Origin of the sequence: Pseudomonas sp. GL-B-26, assembly GCF_019947405.1 — a bacterium.
Lineage (GTDB): Bacteria > Pseudomonadota > Gammaproteobacteria > Pseudomonadales > Pseudomonadaceae > Aquipseudomonas.
In genome coordinates this window covers 26,377-45,888 of sequence record NZ_JAGYGJ010000021.1, presented here as the reverse complement: position 1 = coordinate 45,888, position 19,512 = coordinate 26,377, and the positions used below count along the sequence as shown (strand labels likewise).

General features: G+C 58.5%; 23 protein-coding genes. 14 read left to right on the top strand and 9 right to left on the bottom strand.

The annotated features are described in order from the left end of the window. The first annotated feature begins 32 nt into the window (after nucleotides 1–32). The 3 genes from KGB23_RS15580 (at nucleotide 33) to KGB23_RS15570 (ending at nucleotide 2,962) form a co-directional block, all read left to right on the top strand. Nucleotides 33–1,994, top strand: a complete 1,962-nt coding sequence (locus KGB23_RS15580) for an acetyl/propionyl/methylcrotonyl-CoA carboxylase subunit alpha (RefSeq protein ID WP_223431715.1) — start codon at nucleotides 33–35, stop codon at nucleotides 1,992–1,994. Nucleotides 1,995–2,065: 71 nt separating this feature from the next. After that, a complete protein-coding gene (locus KGB23_RS15575; RefSeq protein WP_149629232.1) occupies nucleotides 2,066–2,608 on the top strand; it encodes an exonuclease domain-containing protein in 543 nt (180 codons plus the stop codon). Nucleotides 2,609–2,677: 69 nt separating this feature from the next. Next, nucleotides 2,678–2,962, top strand: a complete 285-nt coding sequence (locus KGB23_RS15570) for a pyrimidine/purine nucleoside phosphorylase (RefSeq protein ID WP_223431714.1) — start codon at nucleotides 2,678–2,680, stop codon at nucleotides 2,960–2,962. An 84-nt stretch (nucleotides 2,963–3,046) separates the two neighbouring features. Here the strand turns inward: KGB23_RS15570 and KGB23_RS15565 are convergent, their stop codons facing one another. Both KGB23_RS15565 and KGB23_RS15560 read right to left on the bottom strand, forming a co-directional pair. Next, nucleotides 3,047–3,853, bottom strand: a complete 807-nt coding sequence (locus KGB23_RS15565; protein ID WP_223431713.1) for an MOSC domain-containing protein — start codon at nucleotides 3,851–3,853, stop codon at nucleotides 3,047–3,049. 90 nt (nucleotides 3,854–3,943) lie between these two features. Further along, nucleotides 3,944–4,879, bottom strand: coding sequence for a chemotaxis protein CheV (locus tag KGB23_RS15560; protein ID WP_046049189.1), 936 nt, complete (start codon nucleotides 4,877–4,879; stop codon nucleotides 3,944–3,946). 462 nt (nucleotides 4,880–5,341) lie between these two features. On the opposite strand from KGB23_RS15560, the gene KGB23_RS15555 reads away from it, so the two are divergent. The 3 genes from KGB23_RS15555 to KGB23_RS15545 all read left to right on the top strand — a co-directional run bounded on the left by KGB23_RS15555 (nucleotide 5,342) and on the right by KGB23_RS15545 (nucleotide 7,706). After that, nucleotides 5,342–5,812, top strand: a complete 471-nt coding sequence (locus tag KGB23_RS15555) for a hypothetical protein (protein ID WP_150656970.1) — start codon at nucleotides 5,342–5,344, stop codon at nucleotides 5,810–5,812. 344 nt (nucleotides 5,813–6,156) lie between these two features. Continuing rightward, a complete protein-coding gene (locus tag KGB23_RS15550; protein ID WP_150657244.1) occupies nucleotides 6,157–7,050 on the top strand; it encodes a sensor histidine kinase in 894 nt (297 codons plus the stop codon). Continuing rightward, the gene (locus tag KGB23_RS15545) at nucleotides 7,047–7,706 is read left to right on the top strand and encodes a response regulator transcription factor (protein WP_150656971.1); all 660 of its coding nucleotides are present in this window, start codon (nucleotides 7,047–7,049) and stop codon (nucleotides 7,704–7,706) included. Before KGB23_RS15550 ends, KGB23_RS15545 begins: the two co-directional genes overlap by 4 nt. On the opposite strand, the gene yegS is transcribed toward KGB23_RS15545, so the two are convergent. Next, complete coding sequence (yegS, locus tag KGB23_RS15540) at nucleotides 7,690–8,607, bottom strand: lipid kinase YegS (RefSeq protein ID WP_223431712.1); 918 nt, start codon at nucleotides 8,605–8,607, stop codon at nucleotides 7,690–7,692. The two genes, KGB23_RS15545 and yegS, sit on opposite strands and share 17 nt — an antisense overlap. Before the next feature lie 228 nt (nucleotides 8,608–8,835). Here yegS and KGB23_RS15535 point away from each other — a divergent pair, with 228 nt between their 5' ends. After that, complete coding sequence (locus KGB23_RS15535) at nucleotides 8,836–9,150, top strand: hypothetical protein (protein WP_223431711.1); 315 nt, start codon at nucleotides 8,836–8,838, stop codon at nucleotides 9,148–9,150. A 60-nt stretch (nucleotides 9,151–9,210) separates the two neighbouring features. Here KGB23_RS15535 and glp read toward each other — a convergent pair whose 3' ends face one another. Both glp and moaB read right to left on the bottom strand, forming a co-directional pair. Beyond that, on the bottom strand, nucleotides 9,211–10,437 hold the full coding sequence (gene glp / locus KGB23_RS15530; RefSeq protein ID WP_223431710.1) for a gephyrin-like molybdotransferase Glp: 1,227 nt from the start codon (nucleotides 10,435–10,437) through the stop codon (nucleotides 9,211–9,213). Beyond that, nucleotides 10,421–10,960, bottom strand: a complete 540-nt coding sequence (moaB, locus tag KGB23_RS15525; protein WP_046049182.1) for a molybdenum cofactor biosynthesis protein B — start codon at nucleotides 10,958–10,960, stop codon at nucleotides 10,421–10,423. Before moaB ends, glp begins: the two co-directional genes overlap by 17 nt. An 81-nt stretch (nucleotides 10,961–11,041) precedes the next feature. Between moaB and mobA the strand changes: the two genes are divergently transcribed. Further along, nucleotides 11,042–11,644: a molybdenum cofactor guanylyltransferase MobA gene (gene mobA / locus KGB23_RS15520; RefSeq protein ID WP_223431709.1), complete on the top strand. Its 603-nt coding sequence runs from the start codon at nucleotides 11,042–11,044 to the stop codon at nucleotides 11,642–11,644. 76 nt (nucleotides 11,645–11,720) lie between these two features. Next, entirely contained in the window at nucleotides 11,721–11,942 is a 222-nt protein-coding gene (locus tag KGB23_RS15515) for a YgdI/YgdR family lipoprotein (protein ID WP_150656976.1), read from the top strand. Nucleotides 11,943–12,030: 88 nt separating this feature from the next. Here KGB23_RS15515 and KGB23_RS15510 read toward each other — a convergent pair whose 3' ends face one another. The 3 genes from KGB23_RS15510 to KGB23_RS15500 form a co-directional block, all read right to left on the bottom strand. Further along, entirely contained in the window at nucleotides 12,031–12,921 is an 891-nt protein-coding gene (locus KGB23_RS15510) for a pseudouridine synthase (protein WP_223431708.1), read from the bottom strand. A gap of 71 nt (nucleotides 12,922–12,992) precedes the next feature. Continuing rightward, a complete protein-coding gene (locus tag KGB23_RS15505) occupies nucleotides 12,993–13,310 on the bottom strand; it encodes a hypothetical protein (protein WP_046049178.1) in 318 nt (105 codons plus the stop codon). 168 nt (nucleotides 13,311–13,478) lie between these two features. After that, nucleotides 13,479–13,715, bottom strand: a complete 237-nt coding sequence (locus KGB23_RS15500) for a glutaredoxin family protein (protein WP_046049177.1) — start codon at nucleotides 13,713–13,715, stop codon at nucleotides 13,479–13,481. Between the two features lie 208 nt (nucleotides 13,716–13,923). Here KGB23_RS15500 and KGB23_RS15495 point away from each other — a divergent pair, with 208 nt between their 5' ends. After that, nucleotides 13,924–15,636 (top strand): cation:proton antiporter, encoded by a 1,713-nt coding sequence (locus KGB23_RS15495; RefSeq protein ID WP_223431707.1) that lies wholly within the window; start codon nucleotides 13,924–13,926, stop codon nucleotides 15,634–15,636. On the opposite strand, the gene KGB23_RS15490 is transcribed toward KGB23_RS15495, so the two are convergent. Then, nucleotides 15,633–16,841: an ammonium transporter gene (locus tag KGB23_RS15490; RefSeq protein ID WP_056742431.1), complete on the bottom strand. Its 1,209-nt coding sequence runs from the start codon at nucleotides 16,839–16,841 to the stop codon at nucleotides 15,633–15,635. The two genes, KGB23_RS15495 and KGB23_RS15490, sit on opposite strands and share 4 nt — an antisense overlap. Before the next feature lie 306 nt (nucleotides 16,842–17,147). On the opposite strand from KGB23_RS15490, the gene KGB23_RS15485 reads away from it, so the two are divergent. From KGB23_RS15485 to KGB23_RS15470, 4 genes are all read left to right on the top strand, one after another. Next, nucleotides 17,148–17,462, top strand: coding sequence for a YqjD family protein (locus KGB23_RS15485; RefSeq protein ID WP_150656980.1), 315 nt, complete (start codon nucleotides 17,148–17,150; stop codon nucleotides 17,460–17,462). 1 nt (nucleotide 17,463) lies between these two features. Further along, nucleotides 17,464–17,853 (top strand): phage holin family protein, encoded by a 390-nt coding sequence (locus KGB23_RS15480; protein WP_223431706.1) that lies wholly within the window; start codon nucleotides 17,464–17,466, stop codon nucleotides 17,851–17,853. Then, the gene (locus KGB23_RS15475) at nucleotides 17,850–18,191 is read left to right on the top strand and encodes a hypothetical protein (protein WP_150656981.1); all 342 of its coding nucleotides are present in this window, start codon (nucleotides 17,850–17,852) and stop codon (nucleotides 18,189–18,191) included. Before KGB23_RS15480 ends, KGB23_RS15475 begins: the two co-directional genes overlap by 4 nt. 123 nt (nucleotides 18,192–18,314) lie before the next feature. Continuing rightward, nucleotides 18,315–19,478, top strand: coding sequence for an EAL domain-containing protein (locus KGB23_RS15470; RefSeq protein ID WP_223431705.1), 1,164 nt, complete (start codon nucleotides 18,315–18,317; stop codon nucleotides 19,476–19,478). Nucleotides 19,479–19,512: the final 34 nt, after the last annotated feature.

The following is a 19,512-nucleotide window of genomic DNA, read 5'->3' as shown; positions in this document are numbered from 1 at the left end:
TCACATCCACCGCAAAACTTCAGAGAAGACCCATGCCCGGACTCAGAAAAATCCTGATCGCCAACCGCGGTGAAATCGCCTGCCGCATCCAGCGCACCGCCCAGGCCCTGGGTTATCGCACGGTCGCAATCTTCAGCGATGCCGACGCCGATGCCCTGCATGTGCAGATGGCCGACGAAGCCGTGAACATCGGCCCGGCCCCGGTGCAGCAGTCCTATCTGAATATCCCGGCCATTCTCGACGCCGCCCGGCGCACCGGCGCTGACGCGATCCATCCGGGCTACGGCTTCCTCTCGGAAAACGCCGACTTCGCCCGCGCCTGCCAGGATGCCGGCATCACCTTCATCGGCCCCAGCCCCGAAGCCATCGAACTGATGGGCAGCAAACGCCTGTCGAAACTCGCCATGCTCGAAGCCGGTGTGCCGTGCATCAAGGGTTATCAGGGCAAAGAACAGGACGACGCAACCCTGAGCCGCGAAGCCGCACGCATCGGCTATCCACTGATGATCAAGGCCAGTGCCGGCGGTGGCGGACGTGGCATGCGCCTGGTGCACGAGGCCAATGATTTGCTCGCGCAACTGCGCACCGCCCGCTCCGAAGCGCTGCATGGGTTTGGCAGTGACGAACTGATTCTCGAGCAAGCGCTGATCGACCCGCGTCACGTCGAAGTTCAACTGTTCGGCGACCGGCACGGCAACCTGATCTACCTTGGCGAGCGCGACTGCTCGATCCAGCGTCGCCATCAAAAAGTCATCGAAGAAGCGCCCTGCCCGGTGATGACAGCCGAGTTGCGTCAGGCCATGGGCGAAGCGGCGCTCAAGGCGGGCCGCGCAGTGAATTACGTCGGCGCTGGCACCGTCGAGTTCCTGCTGGATGCGCGTGGGCAGTTTTACTTCCTGGAGATGAACACCCGACTCCAGGTGGAGCACCCGGTGACCGAATTGATCACCGGCCTCGATCTGGTGGCCTGGCAGTTACACGTCGCCGAAGGGCTGCCTCTGCCGTTGCGACAGGAGCAGGTTCAGCTCAGCGGCCATGCCATGGAAGTCCGTTTGTACGCCGAAGATCCGGCACACGGTTTTCTCCCACAAACCGGCCGCATCACCGCCTGGGAGCCTGCGTTGCAACGCGGCGTGCGGATCGATCATGGCCTGATCGAAGGCCAGACAATCAGCCCGTTTTATGACCCGATGCTGGGCAAGATCATCGCCCACGGCGCCACCCGCGAAGAAACCCGGCGCCAGTTGCTGCGGGCGGTGCAGGACAGCGTGCTGCTTGGCGTACAGAGCAATCAGCGCTTGCTCGCCAGCCTGCTCGAACACCCACAGTTCATCAGTGGCGAGTTCAGTACCGGGTTCATCCAGACTCACTTTGCCGAGCATCCCTGCCTGCATGCGTATGTGCCGAGCGCCGAAGAACTGGCCATCGCGGCTGCGCTGTTCTATCAGGCCTCGGCGCAGGTTCATCACGCGCCACTGGCCGGTTGGCGCAACAACGCCAGCGTGCCGTTGCACTATCGAATCGGTCTTGAGGATCAGGATTGGCCGGTGGAATTGAACGCTGTGTCGGGTGAACCGTATCGGATTCAAGTCGCGACAACGCCCTTTGAATTGAAGGTTATCCAGTGCGACGGACGCTGGGCCAGCCTGGAAATCAACGGTATCCGGCGACGTCATGCTTACCGTCTTGAGGCAGGGCAACTCTGGCTGTTCACCCGTCCCGGCAGTGTGCGGCTGATGGACCGGACGCAGGCCGTGGTCAATAGCCAGGCCAGCGTCAGCACCGGCACACTCAAGGCTCCGATGGACGGGGCGATCGTCGATGTGCTGGTGACTGAGGGCAGCCCGGTCAGTAAAGGCCAGTTGTTGGTCGTGCTGGAAGCCATGAAAATGGAGCATCCGCTCAAGTCGGGCATCGACGGCGTGCTCAAACGCTTGCAGGTCAGGGTGGGCGATCAGGTGAAAAATCGTCAGATTTTGTTGGAGGTCGAATAAGCCGCTAGGCGGATCCGCCGGGTTTGGCTACGCTCAAGCCCTATCAGGACGCGGATACCAGGAACCCTGCGATGCCTCACTGGCTGGTCATTGATCTAGAAGCCACCACCGATGAGGGTGGTTGGCCAGTAACGGAAATGGAAATCATCGAAATCGGCGCCACCCTGGTGGACCGCAAGGGACGCGAACTGGATGCTTTCCAGCGTTTCGTCCGGCCGCTGCGTCGGCCCTTGCTGACGCCGTTTTGCCGGCAACTGACCCGCATCACCCAGGCCAACATCGATGCCGCGCAGCCTCTGAGTGAGGTCTGGGCGTCGTTCGAACACTGGCTCGGCCAGCATCACTCGCGCCTCGAAGGCTGGGTCAGTTGGGGCGATTACGATCGCAAACAGTTGGTTCAGGAGTGGGAGCGCCTGCAACTCGACAGCGCCCTGAGCCGGGTGCCGCACATGAACCTCAAACAGCGCTTTGCCAAGGCTCGTCGGCTGGAACGGCCGCTGGGGCTTAACGGCGCGCTGCAACTGGCGGGCATGCAGTTCAGTGGCCAACAACATCGGGCGCTGGAAGATGCGCGCAATACCGCACGATTATTGCCACTGGTTCTTCCGTCTTAGAGAGGTGACGCCGGCATGGGCCTTGTGCATACTGGCCAGCCCTTTTCAGCCCTTTTCGAGGAATCGCCCATGTTTAAAGTCAACGAGTACTTCGACGGCACCGTCAAGTCGATCGCCTTTGGCACCGATGAAGGTCCTGCGACCCTCGGCGTCATGGCACCGGGCGAATACGAATTCGGCACCAGCCAGCGTGAAATCATGCACGTGGTGTCCGGCGCCCTGACCGTCAAACTGCCGGACAGCAGCGACTGGGAAACCTTCGCCGCCGGCAGCCAGTTCAACGTACCCGCCAACAGCAAGTTCCAGCTGAAAGTGGCCGTCGACACCGCTTACCTGTGCGAATACCGCGGCTAAACCCCTGGGTTTCACAGCGACAAAAAAATGCCCGTGTCCTTGGATACGGGCATTTTTTATTCAAGGGCAGTCATTCAGATGGTCTTATTCCAGGACGGTCACCGGCATACCGACCTCAAGTTGACCATTGCTGTCGTTGACCAGGTTCTGTCCGAACATCGCGCCATCGGCCTCGGCACGGTATTTCTGCAACGTGGCCAGAGGCTCGCGATCATCGCTGCGCTCGCCGGTTTGCGGGTCGATGGTGGTCAGAATGCAGCGTGAACACGACTTGACCACGCGGAACTCGACATCGCCGATGCGAATGCGCGTCCAGCCATCTTCGGCATACGCCTCGCTGCCCTCGATCACCAGGTTGGGCCGAAAGCGCAGCATTTCCAGCGGGCGGCCGACTTTTTGCGACAAGTCTTCCAACGATGCCTGTCCGATCAGCAACAGCGGAAAGCCATCGGCAAAGGCCACCTGATCGTCATCCTTGCCGTAGCCGGCCTGGGTGGTCCGTGCGCGATCAAGAGGGACTTGTACCAGGCGAGTCGGTTTGCCAATGAATTCACTGACCCAGGCACCCGCCTCGTCACCGGCATCCGGTACACGCAGTGTGTCGCGCCAGATGGTCACGCCACGCAGTTCCGCGTCGCTGGCAGGCAAGGCGATTTCGATCGGTGAGCGGCCCGGCGCACTGAGGGTCAAGCCACCGTCGGCATTCCACAACGCCGACAGCTGACTCATCTGCGCCACTGCACGTTGAGTCAGAAAGCGCCCGCTGGCCTCGTCCACCAGCATCCAGCGTCGATCACCGTCCAGGCCCAGCTTGTCGAGGCTGACCTTCTGCAGGATCTCGCCCTTGCCGGATTTCAACGGATAACGATAAAGCGCGCTCAGACGCAACATGGCCAGCTCCCTGGTGGGCAAAAACGCCACCCTATACGAGCTTGATCGCCGAATCAAAGGCTGACTTCAGGCCAGCCTCTTGCACCGTTATCAGGCAGGCACTTCATCGAGCATCAAGCGCTGGCGCACCACATCGACGAGTTTGTCCGGCTGGAATTTTGAGAGGAAGTTGTCGCAGCCGACCTTCTTCACCATCGAGTCGTTGAAGCTGCCGGACAACGAGGTATGCAGAACCACGTAGAGGCCTCGCAAACGTGGGTCGTTGCGGATTTCCGTGGTCAGGCGATAGCCGTCCATTTCCGGCATTTCTGCGTCGGTGAAGATCATCAGCAGTTTGTCGGTCATGTTCACACCGGTATCGGCCCAGGCCTTGAGCATGTTCAGTGCCTTCAAGCCATCGCTGGCGATGTGCATCTTCACGCCCAACTGACCCAGGGTGTCGCGCAATTGCGACAGGGCCACGTTCGAGTCGTCCACCAGCAGCACTTCACGGCCACGGGCACGTTCCAGAACCGGATCGTCGAGTTTGTCGCGCGATACCTTGGCGTTGTACGGGACGATTTCCGCCAGGACTTTTTCGACGTCGATGATTTCCACCAACTGATCGTCGACCTTGCTGATGGCCGTCAGGTAATGCTGGCGACCGGCGCTGGCCGGTGGCGGCAGAATGGCTTCCCAGTTCATGTTGACGATACGGTCCACGCCACCGACCAGGAACGCCTGCACCGAACGGTTGTACTCGGTAACGATGATCGTACTGGTCGGGCTTGGCACCAGCGGACGCATGCCGATGGCCTGGGACAGGTCGATCACCGGCAGGGTCTGGCCACGCAAATTAACCACACCGCAGACAAACGGATGACGTTGGGGCATCAGAGTCAGCTTCGGCAGTTGCAGCACTTCCTGCACTTTGAACACGTTGATCGCGAACAATTGACGTCCGGCCAGCCGGAACATGAGAATTTCCAGGCGATTCTCACCCACCAGTTGCGTGCGTTGGTCTACCGTGTCGAGAATGCCGGCCATCAATGACTCCTGGGCTTGTTCTGATGAATTCACTAAAGGGGGTTATCGGCTGTTTTCGCCGGACCTTGACCCCCGTGTAAAATGCCACGACCAAACATTGATGTCACATTAACATCATGCTTTACTGGCCAGACGATTTCATCTGCCCCATTGCCTGCCGCGAGACCTCGTTTCGTTCGGTTGGTTCCCCCGTGTAAGGGATTCCCCTAGTAACAATCAGGTCCAACCTGATATTCGCAATATCCAATAGCCATTAATGTGACGCCATTCTCATTGCATGAACGGAGTCAGGCTTTTGTGTGCGATCGCAGGTAAGTGGCCATCCACCCTATCGAGTTCCCCAGCCTGCAGCCAGTCAGGCCGGCGCGCGATCTCACGACGGCATGGCAATGCGGGGACTCTGATCGTCCCCGTCGACACACACGACATTCCCGCATTTGACATGACGTTGTGGAGATAAACATGCCGAACGATCGTAAAGAATGGGCTCACCGGCTCCCTGAGTTTCTCGTCGAAGCAGAGACACTCCTGGTTAAAACCGAGGAATGCCTGAGTCATTTGCAACTGATCAGCAATGACAAGGATGCCATCGACTGCATGCTTAGCACCCTGCTCAAACTGGCCAACAAGGCTGATGCCCTCGCTCTGGCAGCCGTTTCGGAGTTTTCGTTGCATATCCATGGTTTGCTGAGCCATGCCCAGAATCACATGGATTTACACGACCAGGCCCTGAGTGCGCTGAAAGACTGCCTGACGTTGATCGCCTGGCAACTCGAGCTTATCGATCAGAAGACCGGCCAACTCAGCCTTGATGACAGCGAACAGACATCCCTGATCGAAGCCTTCGCCTTTCAGGTCGGACACAGTCAGTTTCAGCCCCCCGCTAATTCCAAACCGTTCACACTCGTTTCCTTTGCAGGTCGGCAAGCCTGAATTATCGGGCCTCCATGCCGTGCTGCGAATTTTTATTGCCATGACTACCCCTCTAACTTTAGCGGGCCCATGTCGCAATTGAATATTCCATGCCTGCTAACGAACAACTCGAAAACAAATAAACCATTCTTGCCACCCGCCTTTTTCCATTATGGAACTGCTGTCCATAAACGCTTATTCCCTGACTCGGCAGACCTATATACCAAACGCGACCAACGGTATCTTAAGTGGTATTATGCCGCCCATTAGTTGACGTCAATTAATGGCAGAGTGACTCCAGACAGAGACCCGTCATCCACGATGACCGGTCTTCCCGCAGCGAACATCCATTGGCTCCATCCGCTATGTACGCCAGCCTCAAGTCGATCACCCTAAAGCCACTCTCCCGAAAAAACGCCCGCCTGGTCACGCTTGTGTTGTGTACCTGCTCGGCCCTTGGCTGCCTGCTGATTTATAGCCTGTCCACTCGCCTGCCGCTGAGTCTGCTGGTACTCAATTTCGCCGCATTGGCCTGCGTCTGGGTGCAGTATTGTCTTTCGCGCAAGTCGATAAAGTTTCAACCCCAGGAGTTGGCTGACCGGCTGTTGGAGGTTCAGGAAAACGAACGTCGCCGGCTCAGTCGGGAACTGCATGACGACATCGGCCAATTGCTGACCGCGGCAAAACTTCAAAGCGACTGGCTCAAACGCCGAATGCCCGAAGAACTTCAAGGCCAGTGTTCGGTACTCTGCGACACGCTGGAAGAAACCCTGGCCAAAGTGCGAGACGTATCGGCCATTCTCAATCCGAGGCAGCTGACCAGTCTCGGGCTGGAAGCCAGTCTGCGGGCGCATTTACTCAAGACGCTGGCCAACACGCCGGTGCACTGGAGCCTGGAATGCCATCAGCGTTTGGCCGGTATACCGGAGGAAATGACGCTGGCCGCCTTTCGAATCACCCAGGAAGCGGTGACCAATATATTGCGCCATGCCGAAGCGAAAAATCTGTTGGTCCGCCTGCAACGTCAACCTCAGGGCCTGACACTGTTGATCAGTGACGATGGCCTGGGATTCGCACCAGCGACCGATCCAGGTCGTGAGGGGCAACGTGGAATGGCGGGGATGTCGGAACGGATCAATCAGCTGGGAGGCACACTGAGCGTGACCAGCGAACCGGGCAAAGGTACTCAAATCGAAGCACTCTTCCCCTGGGCGCCTCGTGCGCTCGAACGGGCCAGTACGAATAAGGTTATGCGTTGACTTGTAACTTACTTCTGGTGGATGACCACTCGCTTATCAGAGCAGGCGTGCGCGCTCTGGTGCTGGATATTCCCGGCTACGCGGTAATCGGTGAGGCCAATGACGGCTCGCAGTTGCTCGAGATGGTCGAGCAACTGTCCCCCGACATCATCCTGCTGGATATTTCCATGAAGGAAACCAGTGGCCTTGACGCCTTGCAACGACTCAAGCGAGTACGCCCGCAGAGCAAGGTGCTGATCCTGTCGATGCACACTGATCCAGCACTCATCATGCAGGCACTGGAATCCGGTGCACATGGCTACCTGCTCAAGGACACAACGGCCACCGAGCTCGAACATGCCCTGGATGCCTTGCGTAACAACGAACGCTACCTGAGCCCGGCCATCGCCCACACCGTCATCAACCAGGCCCTGACCCGAACGCAGAAAAACCAGCCGGAACTTGCCGACTCGCACAACTTGACGGCGCGTCAGCTGGAAATCCTTCGGCTGATCGTTCGCGGAAAATCCACCCGGGAAATTGCCAATGGCCTGGGCCTCAGCATCAAGACCGTTGAAACCCACCGTTCGCAGATCATGAAGCGCTTGCAGATCTACGATGTGGCGGGCCTGGTGCTGTTCGCCGTTCGCGAGCAGATCATTAGCCTGGATGATTGATCGATTGCGATGAGCCCAGCAGCGGCGAGTTTTCAGGCAAATGCACGCGCAGTGCCGCTGGACGTGCCGAGAAACGCAAGTTGTCACCTTCCAGAGGTTCGCCATCGAGGTTGATGTAGAGGCCTTCCGAGACCTTGATTTCGACCCATGGCAACCGGACTCGCACAAACATGTTGTCGATGCCGAAGCCATCCGCCAGCAGGGTTTTCAAGGTGCCGACGACTTCCTGCGGCGCAGGCAGAATACTGATGTCCAGCAGACCGTCGTCAGCAAGCGCTTGTGGACACAACACATGCCCACCGCCGGCCTGTCGGCCATTGCCGATGCCCAATGCCAACAGCTCGCCACTCCACTGGAAATCAGGCCCCTGCAACTCGCCATAGGCTGCGTGCAACTCACTGAAGCGCGATAAACCGGTGAACAGGTAAGCCGCGCCCCCGAGGATTTTTTTCAAGTCCTCCGAGGTGTTTGCCGTGACCTGACTGCCAAAACCGCCCGTGGCCATATTCAGGAACACCTGCCCGTCGACCTCCCCCAGATCAATGGCGCTCGGCGCAGCGTCGAGAAGTTCCAGCGCCTGCGCGGGCTCCAGAGGAACGCCGGCGGCACGCGCAAAATCATTGGCGGTCCCCAAGGGCATCAGTACCAGACTGGCCTGTGTCGAATGCGCCGCCAAGGCTTCGGCAATATCACGCAAGGTACCGTCACCGCCACCGGCGATGATCTGCGTGTAGCCTGCCGCCAGCGCTTCATCTACCAGACGCTGTGCGTCACCCGCCTCCCAGGTTACTCGAACGGCCAGCTCCCAACCCTGTTTGCGCTTGTCCGCAACGGCCGAACGAACCGCCTCGTTGAGCGCTTGCTTGCCATGCAGAATCAACAGCGCCTTGCGTTCGCTCATTAGTGGTCACTCCCATGATTGAATCCGTATGGGAGATGTTGACCTCGTCGCACCGCACAAAAGTCGCAAGAATTTAAATTATTTGAAGTCGAGCCCTATAGCGTCCTACAAGGCGGAGTTTTTTCTTACAAGAAGTGAGGAATCGGCTCAATTGACCGACCCATGCGATTGGTACACCTTGGCGCCTGCGGTTATCAAACATCAGCAGGAACTACACAAGGACGTGCCATGCAAAGCCAAGAGATCAGGTCACCGGTCATTCCGGTCGTACCGTTCGCAGAAAAACTCGCCAATCATCAAGCTGAGTTCAAAAACAGCGCAAAGCCCATTGGAGAAGCTGCTATGGAATCTCGCGTCGTTGAATTGGAGACACACCTCAAATACATCCGACGAGACATGGATGAAGTCCGTAGTGACGTCAAATCCATAAAACACAGGCTTGCCTATTCGGCTATTGGAACAGCCGTCGTCATCGGGGTGCTGGCCTGGATCGCCAATAGCCGTTTCGACCAGCTCGTGACACTCCTGGCTCACCAAGGGTAAGCCATGAACGCAAAACCCGGTTCGATCAACCGGGTTTGCGTAGCAAGCCAGCGGCAGGAGTCAGCTCAGGACTTCGCTCAGCGGGATGAAGCTCACATAGTCACCTTCGATCAGCGTGCGATCCTCCAGCACCTCAACCAGACCATCAGCCCAGGCAGCGCTACGCAGTACACCAGAACTCTGATTCCTGTAGATAATCGCCCGGCCATTCTCCAGACGTCCGCGCAAGTACTCGCGTCGATTGCCTGCTTTTGGCCATGCAAACCCTGCAGGCACCTGAAACTTCAGGGGCTCAACCTCTTTTACACCCTGTCGGCGCAAGAGATAGGGCCTTGCCAACAAAGCAAAGGTCACCAGCGTTGAAGCCGGATTGCCAGGCAAACCAATCACAGGTACGCCGCGAAAATGCCCGAATGTCAGCGGTTTGCCGGGTTTGATGGCGAGTTTCCACAACGTCAACTCGCCCTCTTCACGCAAGGCAATGCCCAGAAAGTCAGCCTCTCCCACCGAGACACCACCGGTGGAAAGGATCAGATCGACATCTTTCAATTCACCCAGTTGAGTGCGGGTGGCCGCTAAATCATCCGGAAGAATTCCGGCATCGATCACCTCACAGCCCAGGCGCTGCAGCCAACTGCACAACAACACTCGATTGCTGTTGTAGATCTGCCCCGGCCCCAGAGCCTGACCCGGTTCAATCAGTTCATCCCCGGTGGACAGAACAGCAACGCGAACCTTGCGAATCACGTTCAGCTCTGCGCATCCCAGCGATGCAGCCAACCCCTGTTCGATCGGCCCGAGGCGCGTGCCGGCGGGCAGAATCAATTCACCGACAGTAGCTTCCTGGCCTTGAGGACGAATGTTTTGTCCCGGGGTCATGGTTTCGGTGAAACGTACTCGCTCATCTGCCTGAACCTCGGTGTTTTCCTGCATCTCGACGCAATCTGCACCGGCGGGCACTGGCGCACCGGTGAAGATTCGTGCACAGGTACCAGGCTTCAAGGGCTCCGGAGCCAGACCGGCAAAAATCTTCTGGCTGACCACCAATGGCTCTCCAGTCCAGTCGGCCACGCGCAAGGCATAGCCGTCCATGGCACTGTTGGGCCACGGTGGCAGATCAAGTGTCGAGACCAGGTCATCGGCCAGCACCCGACCCTGAACCTGCGCCAATGGCAAGCGTTCACGCTCACAAATCGGTGAAGCTTCGGCCATTGCCAGCAAGCGTGCCAGTGCCACCTCGACAGCCATCAGACTGCCAGTCTTGCCTGGCTTACCCGCGGGATTCACAGGGTGCCGCCTGTTTGAGATGAGCGACGAAATTGCACGGGCGGTGCCGCGAATCCAGTTGCTCGGCAAGAATGCCATCCCAACCGGTGCGTACGGCATTTGTCGAACCTGGCAGGCAGCAGACCAGCGTGCCATTAGCCAGGCCGGCCAAGGCACGGGACTGAACGGTAGAGGTGCCAATATCCGCCACCGATATCTGCCTGAACAGCTCACCAAAACCGTCGACCTGTTTGTCGAGCAGGCAACTTACCGCTTCCGGGGTGCTGTCGCGTCCCGTAAAACCGGTACCGCCAGTGATCAGCACCACCTGCACGACATCGTCGGCAATCCAGTTGGCGACTTGCGCGCGAATTTTGTAGAGATCATCTTTGAGTAGAACCCGGGCCGCCAGGTTATGCCCGGCAGCACTCAAACCGTCGACGAAGACCTGGCCGGAGGTATCGGTTTCCAGGGTACGGGTATCGCTGACCGTCAGCACCGCGATGTTGAGCGGTGCGAAAGGTACATCAGCCTTGGCTTTCATAGGCTCATCCAGTTGTAGGAGAAACAGCCCGGTGTTATATCACAGCGCCTCATTTTTTCGCCGCCCCCATGGAGACCTGCCATGACCTCGAATACACATTTGCCGCCCTGTTCCATTCTGCTCCTGGCAGGTGGTCGTGGCCAACGCATGGGCGGTCAGGACAAAGGGCTGCTGGAATGGCACGGCGAGCCATTGATTGCCCACTTGCACCGCAAGACCCGTTCACTGAGCGATGACCTGATCATCTCCTGCAACAGAAACCTGGAAAAGTACGCGCCCTACGCCGACCAGCTGGTTCATGACGATGAAGGCGACTTTCCTGGCCCCCTGGCCGGTATTCGCGCAGGCCTGAAGGCCGCCCGCCATACGCATCTGCTGGTACTGCCGTGTGACGTACCACGCATCGACGCCGCGCTGCTCAATAGCATGCGCGACGCCGCCAGCCAGCACCCGGACCAACCGCTGATGCTGCGCCATGGCGAACATTGGGAGCCTCTGCTGTGCATCATCCCCGTGGCACTCTCGGCCGATTTCGACAGTGCCTGGAACGACGGCGAACGCAGCCCGGGTCGCCTGATGCGCAAACTGGGCGCTACCGCCCTGCAATGCCCCGACAATGACCCACGCCTGGCCAACCTCAACACACCAGAACTATTAAGTGTCCACAACACTGTGTCAGACTGACAGGAGAAGGAACTTGCGCTCGCTGTACACGTCTCAAGCTCGGTAACCAAAAGAATTCATATTCGGAGACACACTCATGACTCAACGGCCCCTCGCCACTTTCATGCTCGCACTGGGTCTCGCTACCCTCGCCGGTTGCGCATCGCCTACAGTGATCACCTTGAATGACGGTCGAGAAATCCAGGCTGTCGACGCGCCAAAGTACGATAAGGATTCGGGTTTCTACGAATTCGAACAACTGGATGGCAAGCAGACCCGCATCAACAAGGATCAGGTTCGTACCGTTAAAGAGCTGTAATTTTTGCGGTAACAACCGGATATGGAAAAGCCCGCTTTATGCGGGCTTTTTCGTGGCTGAAGATCAACAGACTCGCTGAACTTCGTGATCACCACTGCAGGGTGATGGTGCTTTCGAATGCTCTTTCCTGGCCGGTGACCGGGTCCACAAACCGTAGCCCCTGAGCGAGCAGTTTCAAAGGATTGGCATAGTCATCCTCAACATCCTTGAGTACCTGCGGATAAAACGGGTCGTTGCAGATGCTGGCGCCCAAGGCTGTCATGTGCACCCGTAACTGATGCTTCTTGCCAGTCACCGGGTAAAGCGCATAACGCCAGAGATCACCGTTCTTCTCCCTGACTTCGACAGCCGTCTCGGTATTGCTGACGCCCGGACCTTCCTGCATGCGGAAAAAAGGCTCGCCATCAATGAGCCGGCTCTTATGGACCAATGGAAATGAGAGTTCGGGCAACGCTCGGGCAATTGCCTCGTAGCGCTTTTCGATTTGCCGCGTAGGAAACAACGACTGATAGGCAGAACGGCTCTGAGGGTTGGCGGAAAACAGCACCAGCCCCGCCGTATGCCGGTCAATGCGATGCAAAGGCACCAGATGCGGGTTATCGAGTCGACGGATCAGTCGTCGCAACAGGGTCTGCTCCACGTATTCACCCGCCGGAGTCACTGGCAGAAAATGCGGCTTGTCCGCCACGACCAGATGCTCATCCGCGTACAGAATCGACTCAACCACCGGGATCGGCTTTTCGTCCGGCACCTCACGGAAATAATGAATCCGCAAGCCTTCCTTGTAAGGCAGATCAAGGGCGATCGGCATTCCGTGACCGTCGAGGACACGACCGCGAGCGATTCTGTCCAGCCATTGTTCACGACCGATGGCGCTGAAGTGTTCGCACAGACAATCGAGTACGGTCTGCCACGGACCAGGCGGCAAGTAGAGCGTGCTGGCCTGGTTGTGTGCAGCAGAAAAAGTTGAAGTGGACATACGAAAGTTCTAACCCTCAATACAGGGCGGCATTATCCAACAGCGGCCGGAACGAACCTAGAAGAGAATCCTCATGCCGGTATCTGCGCGCGCGCTGCCGCTTCGGTGAACTCCTTGAGCCAGCGCAGCACATCGACTGCCTCCCAGCGACCAGGATCATAAAGCGCATACAACAAGCCCTGATAGCCCACGACATCCAGCTGCCGGTGATAACCCGCGCGCTGGAACAAGGCTTCGATTTCGGCGAAACAGGTATTGAAATGCAGTTTATTGAAGGGAGTTTTTCCTTCTGTCACCAAGCCATCCAGACGCAATTCGAGGACTGCCTCGCGCACCACGTCTGCCGACATCCGGTTCACGCTGTTCTTCAATTGTTCGACATTGACCACGATTCATCCCTCTTACGCCCGGACCGCCTGCCCAAACCCGAAAACCAGAGGTACAAGGCAGGCATCACGAATAACTGTATGCGCATACAGTATCCGATCAGTACCGGTAAAGCCAAGGGGATCCATCGCAAAGTTCGACAGCCGGAACAACGCCACCGCAGCAACCGCTTAACGCAGGAACGCCACTACCTGATCGGCACTGAACGGCCAGCCCAACTCAGCGCCAGTATCGACCCGCCGTAATATCGGAATACGCAGACTGTAAGCTTCGAACCATGTTTCGTCGTCCGCAATATCCACCAGTTCCACCAGCAGACCGCGCTCGACAAATTCCATCAGCATGGCTTCGGCGACTTCACAGAGATGACACCCAAGGGTGCCGAACAGCTGACATTCAGGAAGCATGAGCGCTCAACCGAAAAAATTAAGTCATCATTCTAGGCCCGCCCCGAAAAGCCGTCGAGCCATTGAATACTCTACCCTTGGGCCATAACCGCAATGGATCGCGGCAATACGCTGACGCACATCAGTCGCTTTCAATATCCTTTGCGCGATGCTCACAGACTATTTGCCTCTACGCTTGAATTGCCAGCGCCCACCACCGGAGTTTTTTGTGTTCGCTAACCTGTTGATCATCCTCGCCTCCTCCCTGGTGGTGATTGCACTGTTCCAGCGCCTGCGATTGCCACCGGTGCTGGGCTACTTGTGCGTGGGGCTGATCGTCGGGCCAACTGCATTCAACTGGGTGAATGAAAGCGAAGAACTGCCGGACCTCGCCGAGTTGGGCGTGGTGTTTCTGCTGTTCTCCCTTGGTCTGGAGTTCTCCCTGTCGAAAATGCTCGTGTTGCGCCGAGTGGTGTTCGGGCTTGGCAGTCTGCAGGTGCTGTGTTCCGGGATGCTGCTAGGTGGTTTGCTGATGCTGCTCGGCGTGTCGATCACGCCTGCGCTGTTACTCGGCGCCGGCCTGTCGCTGTCTTCCACGGCCATTGTCAGTAAAGAGCTGAGCAGTCTCGGCGAGATTTTCAGCAGTCACGGCCAGAATGCCATTGCCGTATTGCTGTTCCAGGACGTCGTGGCTGTGTTGCTGCTGACCCTGGTGCCCGTGTTCGCTGGCAGCAGCGATCAGGCCTGGTATTGGGCGCTGCCACTGACGCTGGGTAAAACCGTCGTATTGTTCGTCGGCCTGCTGCTGGCCAGTCGCTGGTTGCTGCCGCGGCTGTTCCATGAAGTGGCGGCTGCCCGTTCCCCGGAACTGTTCGTGCTACTGGCGCTGGTGATTGTTCTGCTGACGGCGTGGCTGACGCACCTGCTCGGTCTCTCCCCTGCCCTGGGTGCATTTCTCGCCGGCATGCTGCTGGGGGAAAGCCATTACCGGCATCAGATCGAGGCCGACATCCGTCCGTTCCGCGACATTCTGCTCGGGCTGTTCTTCGTCAGTATCGGCATGCTGATCGACTTGCAGTTGTTCGCCAGCCACGGCCTGCTTATTCTCGGCCTGACCCTGGGGTTGTTGCTGCTCAAGGGCAGCGTCGTTGCGCTGCTGGTCAAATGGCGTGGCAGCGATGGCGAAACCGCCTGGCGCAGCGGCCTGGCATTGGCCCAGGGCGGCGAGTTCTGCTTTGCACTGATGGCACAGATGCAGCAGAACAAATTGATGCCCGCTGATTTTGGCGGCCTGCTGCTGGCGGCGACCTTCTGTTCGATGCTCGTCACGCCGTTGTTGCTGCGCGCCGCCCCCCACATCGCCACACGCCTGCACCGCAAACCCAACGAAGAAGCAAAACTTGAAGAAATCAGCGCGCTCAATGCCGGGTTACACAACCATGTCGTTATATGTGGCTACGGTCGTGTAGGTCAGTCAATCGGACGCGCGCTACGCAACGCGCAGCAACCCTACATCGCACTGGATACTGATCCGGTGCGTGTCCAGGAAGCCGCCGTCGGTGAAACCTGCGTGCATTATGGCGACTCACGCCGCGGTGAACTGCTGGTCGCGATAGGGCTGGAGCGCGCCAGGCTGCTGGTGATCGCCGTGGATCAGAGTGACATCGCATTGCTGATCCTCAAGGAAGCGCGGCGACTCAACGCGACCGTGCCGATTCTGGTGCGCACGCGCGACGACAGCCAACTGGCCGAGTTGAAGGCAGCCGGCGCCAGCGAAGTCGTGCCCGAACTGCTGGAGTCGAGCCTGATGCTCGCCTCCCACGCGCTGATCATGCTGGGATTACCCGCGTATCAGGTACAGGAGCGGGCCGACCAGATTCGGCACGACCGCTATCGCCTGCTGCACGGTTTCTATCCAGGCGCTGACGACGAAGAGACCTAGTCCTGACTGACGGCGCCGATCTTGTGCACCGACAAGTCCGCGCCGTAATACTCTTCTTCCTGACTCAGGCGCAGACCATGGAACGCCTTGATCGCGCCATACACGGCAAAGCCACCGGCCAGCGCCACGACCACCCCCAGCGCGGTGCCGATCAACTGGCTGATCAGACTCACGCCGCCCAGCCCACCCAATGCGCTCTGGCCGAAGATGCCGCAGGCGATCCCGCCCCAGACGCCGCACAAACCATGCAACGGCCAAACGCCCAACACATCGTCGATGCGCCATTTGACTTGAGCCGCAGTGAAGCACCAGACAAACAATGCGCCGGCGATGACGCCCGTGATCAGCGCGCCCACCGGGTGCATCAGATCGGAACCGGCACAGATCGCCACCAGTCCGGCCAGCGGGCCGTTATGCAGAAAACCCGGGTCATTGCGCCCGACGATCAGCGCCGCCACGGTACCGCCGACCATGGCCATCAGCGAGTTCACCGCCACCAGTCCGCTGACACCTTGCAGGGTTTGCGCGCTCATCACGTTGAAACCGAACCAGCCAACGATCAGGATCCACGACCCCAACGCCAAAAAGGGAATGCTCGAGGGCGCGAACGCCACCAATCGCCCTTCGCGATAACGACCATTGCGCGGCCCGAGCAACAACACCGCCGCCAGAGCCAGCCAACCACCCATGGCGTGGACCACCACCGAGCCGGCGAAATCATGGAAGCTGGCGCCAAAGCGCTCCAGCAACCAGGCTTGCAAGCCAAAGTTGCCGTTCCAGATCATGCCCTCGAAGAACGGATAGATGAACGCCACGATCAGTGCCGTTGCGCACAACTGCGGAACGAAGCGGGCACGCTCGGCGATGCCGCCGGAAATGATCGCGGGTATCGCCGCAGCAAAGGTCAGCAGGAAGAAAAACTTCACCAGCCCATAGCCATGATCCGCATTGATCACAGCCGCCGGTTGCATGAAGGTCACCCCATAGGAAATCCAATAGCCTATAAAGAAGTAGGCCAGGGTCGAAATGGCGAAATCGCTGAGGATCTTCGACAAGGCGTTGACCTGGTTCTTTTGTCGAACCGTGCCGACTTCAAGAAAGGCGAAACCGGCGTGCATCGCCAGCACCATGACCGCGCCGATCAGAATGAACAACGTATTGGAGCTATGGACCAGACTGTCCACAGCGCTTTGCAGATTTTCCATGGGGTTGGCAGACCTGAAGGCTAAAAAAGCACCAAAGCAGTTCGCGCAGACAATTCATGCACCAAGTTGCGACTTGCCGGGATCAGCAGATTGATCCCGATGAGCCACTTTGGCGCACAAGGTTGGAACCTTTGCGCGAGTTTTCATTATTTGAGATAAGGTTTTGCTCGAATCCTGCCCAGCAACAGCGCAACGGCGCAGGCAGACGCACCACGACGTAGCAAAAGTTGTACCAGTCATTTGTACTGAACCTTCGCGCAAGGCTCATACTCGAACGTTTCAGAAGTCACTTACGGAGATCCACCCATGGCCAGCATCAAGGCAAAGACTGCTCAAGAAATCCTGATGAACGATTTTCAGACTCTGGTCAGCGACACCGAACGGTTGCTGGAACACACCGCAACGCTGGCCGGCGATCAGGCTGATGAACTGCGCGAGCAAATCCACGACAGTCTGCTGCGTGCGCGCGAAACCTTGAAACTGACCGAAGACTCCCTGCGCGAACGCAGCCAGGCCGCCGTTACCGCCACCGAAGACTATGTCCAGGCCAACCCATGGCAATCGGTCGGGATCGCGGCCGGCGTGGGTTTCCTGCTTGGCTTGCTGGCTACTCGGCGCTGATATGGCGATCGGCGAATCCGGCTCGTCCGCGACGGGCCCAAGCTCCTCACCGCGGCGCCTGGGTGCCGCTTTTCTTGGACTGCTGCATAGCCATGTCGAACTGTTCGGCATCGAATTGCAGGAGCAAAAAGCCCGCACGGTAAGCCTGTTGCTATTCGCAGGCCTGACGCTGGTTTTTGCCTTGCTGTTGCTGGTGGGGTTGTCGACGCTGGTGTTGATCCTGTTTTGGGACACCTATCGACTGGCGGCCATCATCGGGCTCTGTGTTTTCTACACCCTTGCGGCCATTTTCTGTGCGATGCGCTTGAGAGCGGCGATTTTCGATGAATCGTCGCCCTTCCACGGCACCCTGGAAGAGTTGGCCAACGATCGGGAGCGCCTGCTGCCATGAACCTGCCTGAACTGCCTCACAACAGCTCGCGCACCGAAATGCGTAAGGCGCTGATCCGCCTGCGCATGGAAATGCATCGTCAGGAAATCCGCCATGAATCCGCGCAACTGCTGCAACCCTTGCAGCGTGTGCGCGGGATGACGCAAAACCTGCAGGATGGCTTCGGCATCAAACACGCTCCACTCTGGGGCGTGGCCGCCGTCACCTTGCTGGGCTTTCTGACGGGCAAGGGCGCCAAGAGCGGTGGCGTCAGCAGCCTGACTCGACTGGTTCGTCTGGGCACCACGCTGGGGCCATTGATCAAGCTGGTCATGCAAGGCTCTTCGCGTAACCACTAAGGCCGTTATCTGGCTGCATTCTTGCAACATCGGGATTGAATCTCTTTATCGAGGGGTTCAATCCTGCGTGCCTACCCGGTGAACAGGTTTTATCCAATAACAAGACCTGACCAAGGAGGCCTCGTGATCGACGGGCAACCGCTCGCCTGTTTTCAACCCTTCATCGATACCGCCACCGGCCGTATCGCTGGCGTCGAGGCACTGGGAAGATTGCTCCAGGCCGACGGTCAAATGACCTCGGTGGGGCCACTGTTCGCCGACCCGCGAACGCCCGCCATCGCGCTGCGTCGTCTGGATCGCCAGATCCGCGATAACGCGCTGAGCCGTCTGCATGAAGCGCCCTCGGACTGGTTTCTGAGCCTGAACATATCGCCACGCTGGATCAACCGCTTGCGACAGGACCAGGCTCTACCGAGCCTCAAGCAATTGATCAGGCACAACGTCGATCCACAACGCATTGTCTTCGAGATCACCGAATTGGGGGGCGATATTCAGCGCCTGACCGACGTCGTGGCGCGCTACCGACAGGCCGGCGCGCGGATCGCCATCGATGATTTCGGTGCCGGATACTCTCAGCTTGATCGCGTACTCGCGCTGCAACCGGACATCCTCAAACTCGACATGCGCTTGTTCCAGGCCGCTGCGTTAGGTGGACCGAGCAGCGACGTGGTCAAGGCTCTGGCGCAAATGGCGGAGAAAACCGGTTGCTGGATCATCGCCGAAGGGGTGGAAACCGAGGCTCAACTGAGTTTTGCCCTGGAGTGCGGTTCGCGCTACGTTCAGGGTTTTCTGTTCGCCCGGGCACAAGCCGGTTTCTTTGCCTCGGACGCCTTTGTCGAGCGCTTCGCGCAACTGCGTCAGCGCTATGTCCAGCAGAAGCTGGACGAGCGCGGTCGCCTGATGATCATGCGCCAGCAACTCAGCGAGCTGATGACCATCCTGCAAGCATGGGCTCAGGCCCGCGCGCCGCTCAGCGCCTTGCCACAACTGGATGCATTTCCCTGGCTGCTGCGCTTCTACCAATGCGACCGCCACGGCACGCAGCTGACGCCCAACCTTGAGTGGCGCAACAACGGTTGGGAGGCCGACAATCGCTACCTGGGCCACAACTGGTCATGGCGTCCCTACTTCTATCATCTGCTTGCCGAAGGCTGGGATGAGCGAAGACTGACGCTCTCCAATACTTACCGCGATGCCACCAGCAACCAGTATTGCCTCACCGCAGGGCAATTTTTCGACAACGGCGAGCGACTGCTGCTCATCGATATCGACGCCGCCGGGCTGTAGTTCCGCTTGCAGGTCCGGACGCGAACCCGGAAGC

Coding starts and splice junctions, on each gene's coding strand:
- KGB23_RS15480 (WP_223431706.1), top strand. CDS start 17,464: ATGGCGATCGGCGAATCCGGCTCGTCCGCGACGGGCCCAAGCTCCTCA.
- moaB (WP_046049182.1), bottom strand. CDS start 10,960: ATGAAAGCCAAGGCTGATGTACCTTTCGCACCGCTCAACATCGCGGTG.
- KGB23_RS15515 (WP_150656976.1), top strand. CDS start 11,721: ATGACTCAACGGCCCCTCGCCACTTTCATGCTCGCACTGGGTCTCGCT.
- KGB23_RS15565 (WP_223431713.1), bottom strand. CDS start 3,853: ATGTTGCGTCTGAGCGCGCTTTATCGTTATCCGTTGAAATCCGGCAAG.
- KGB23_RS15550 (WP_150657244.1), top strand. CDS start 6,157: ATGTACGCCAGCCTCAAGTCGATCACCCTAAAGCCACTCTCCCGAAAA.
- mobA (WP_223431709.1), top strand. CDS start 11,042: ATGACCTCGAATACACATTTGCCGCCCTGTTCCATTCTGCTCCTGGCA.
- KGB23_RS15500 (WP_046049177.1), bottom strand. CDS start 13,715: ATGCTTCCTGAATGTCAGCTGTTCGGCACCCTTGGGTGTCATCTCTGT.
- KGB23_RS15555 (WP_150656970.1), top strand. CDS start 5,342: ATGCCGAACGATCGTAAAGAATGGGCTCACCGGCTCCCTGAGTTTCTC.
- KGB23_RS15575 (WP_149629232.1), top strand. CDS start 2,066: ATGCCTCACTGGCTGGTCATTGATCTAGAAGCCACCACCGATGAGGGT.
- KGB23_RS15490 (WP_056742431.1), bottom strand. CDS start 16,841: ATGGAAAATCTGCAAAGCGCTGTGGACAGTCTGGTCCATAGCTCCAAT.
- KGB23_RS15535 (WP_223431711.1), top strand. CDS start 8,836: ATGCAAAGCCAAGAGATCAGGTCACCGGTCATTCCGGTCGTACCGTTC.
- KGB23_RS15485 (WP_150656980.1), top strand. CDS start 17,148: ATGGCCAGCATCAAGGCAAAGACTGCTCAAGAAATCCTGATGAACGAT.
- KGB23_RS15580 (WP_223431715.1), top strand. CDS start 33: ATGCCCGGACTCAGAAAAATCCTGATCGCCAACCGCGGTGAAATCGCC.
- KGB23_RS15475 (WP_150656981.1), top strand. CDS start 17,850: ATGAACCTGCCTGAACTGCCTCACAACAGCTCGCGCACCGAAATGCGT.
- KGB23_RS15570 (WP_223431714.1), top strand. CDS start 2,678: ATGTTTAAAGTCAACGAGTACTTCGACGGCACCGTCAAGTCGATCGCC.
- yegS (WP_223431712.1), bottom strand. CDS start 8,607: ATGAGCGAACGCAAGGCGCTGTTGATTCTGCATGGCAAGCAAGCGCTC.
- KGB23_RS15560 (WP_046049189.1), bottom strand. CDS start 4,879: ATGGCCGGCATTCTCGACACGGTAGACCAACGCACGCAACTGGTGGGT.
- KGB23_RS15510 (WP_223431708.1), bottom strand. CDS start 12,921: ATGTCCACTTCAACTTTTTCTGCTGCACACAACCAGGCCAGCACGCTC.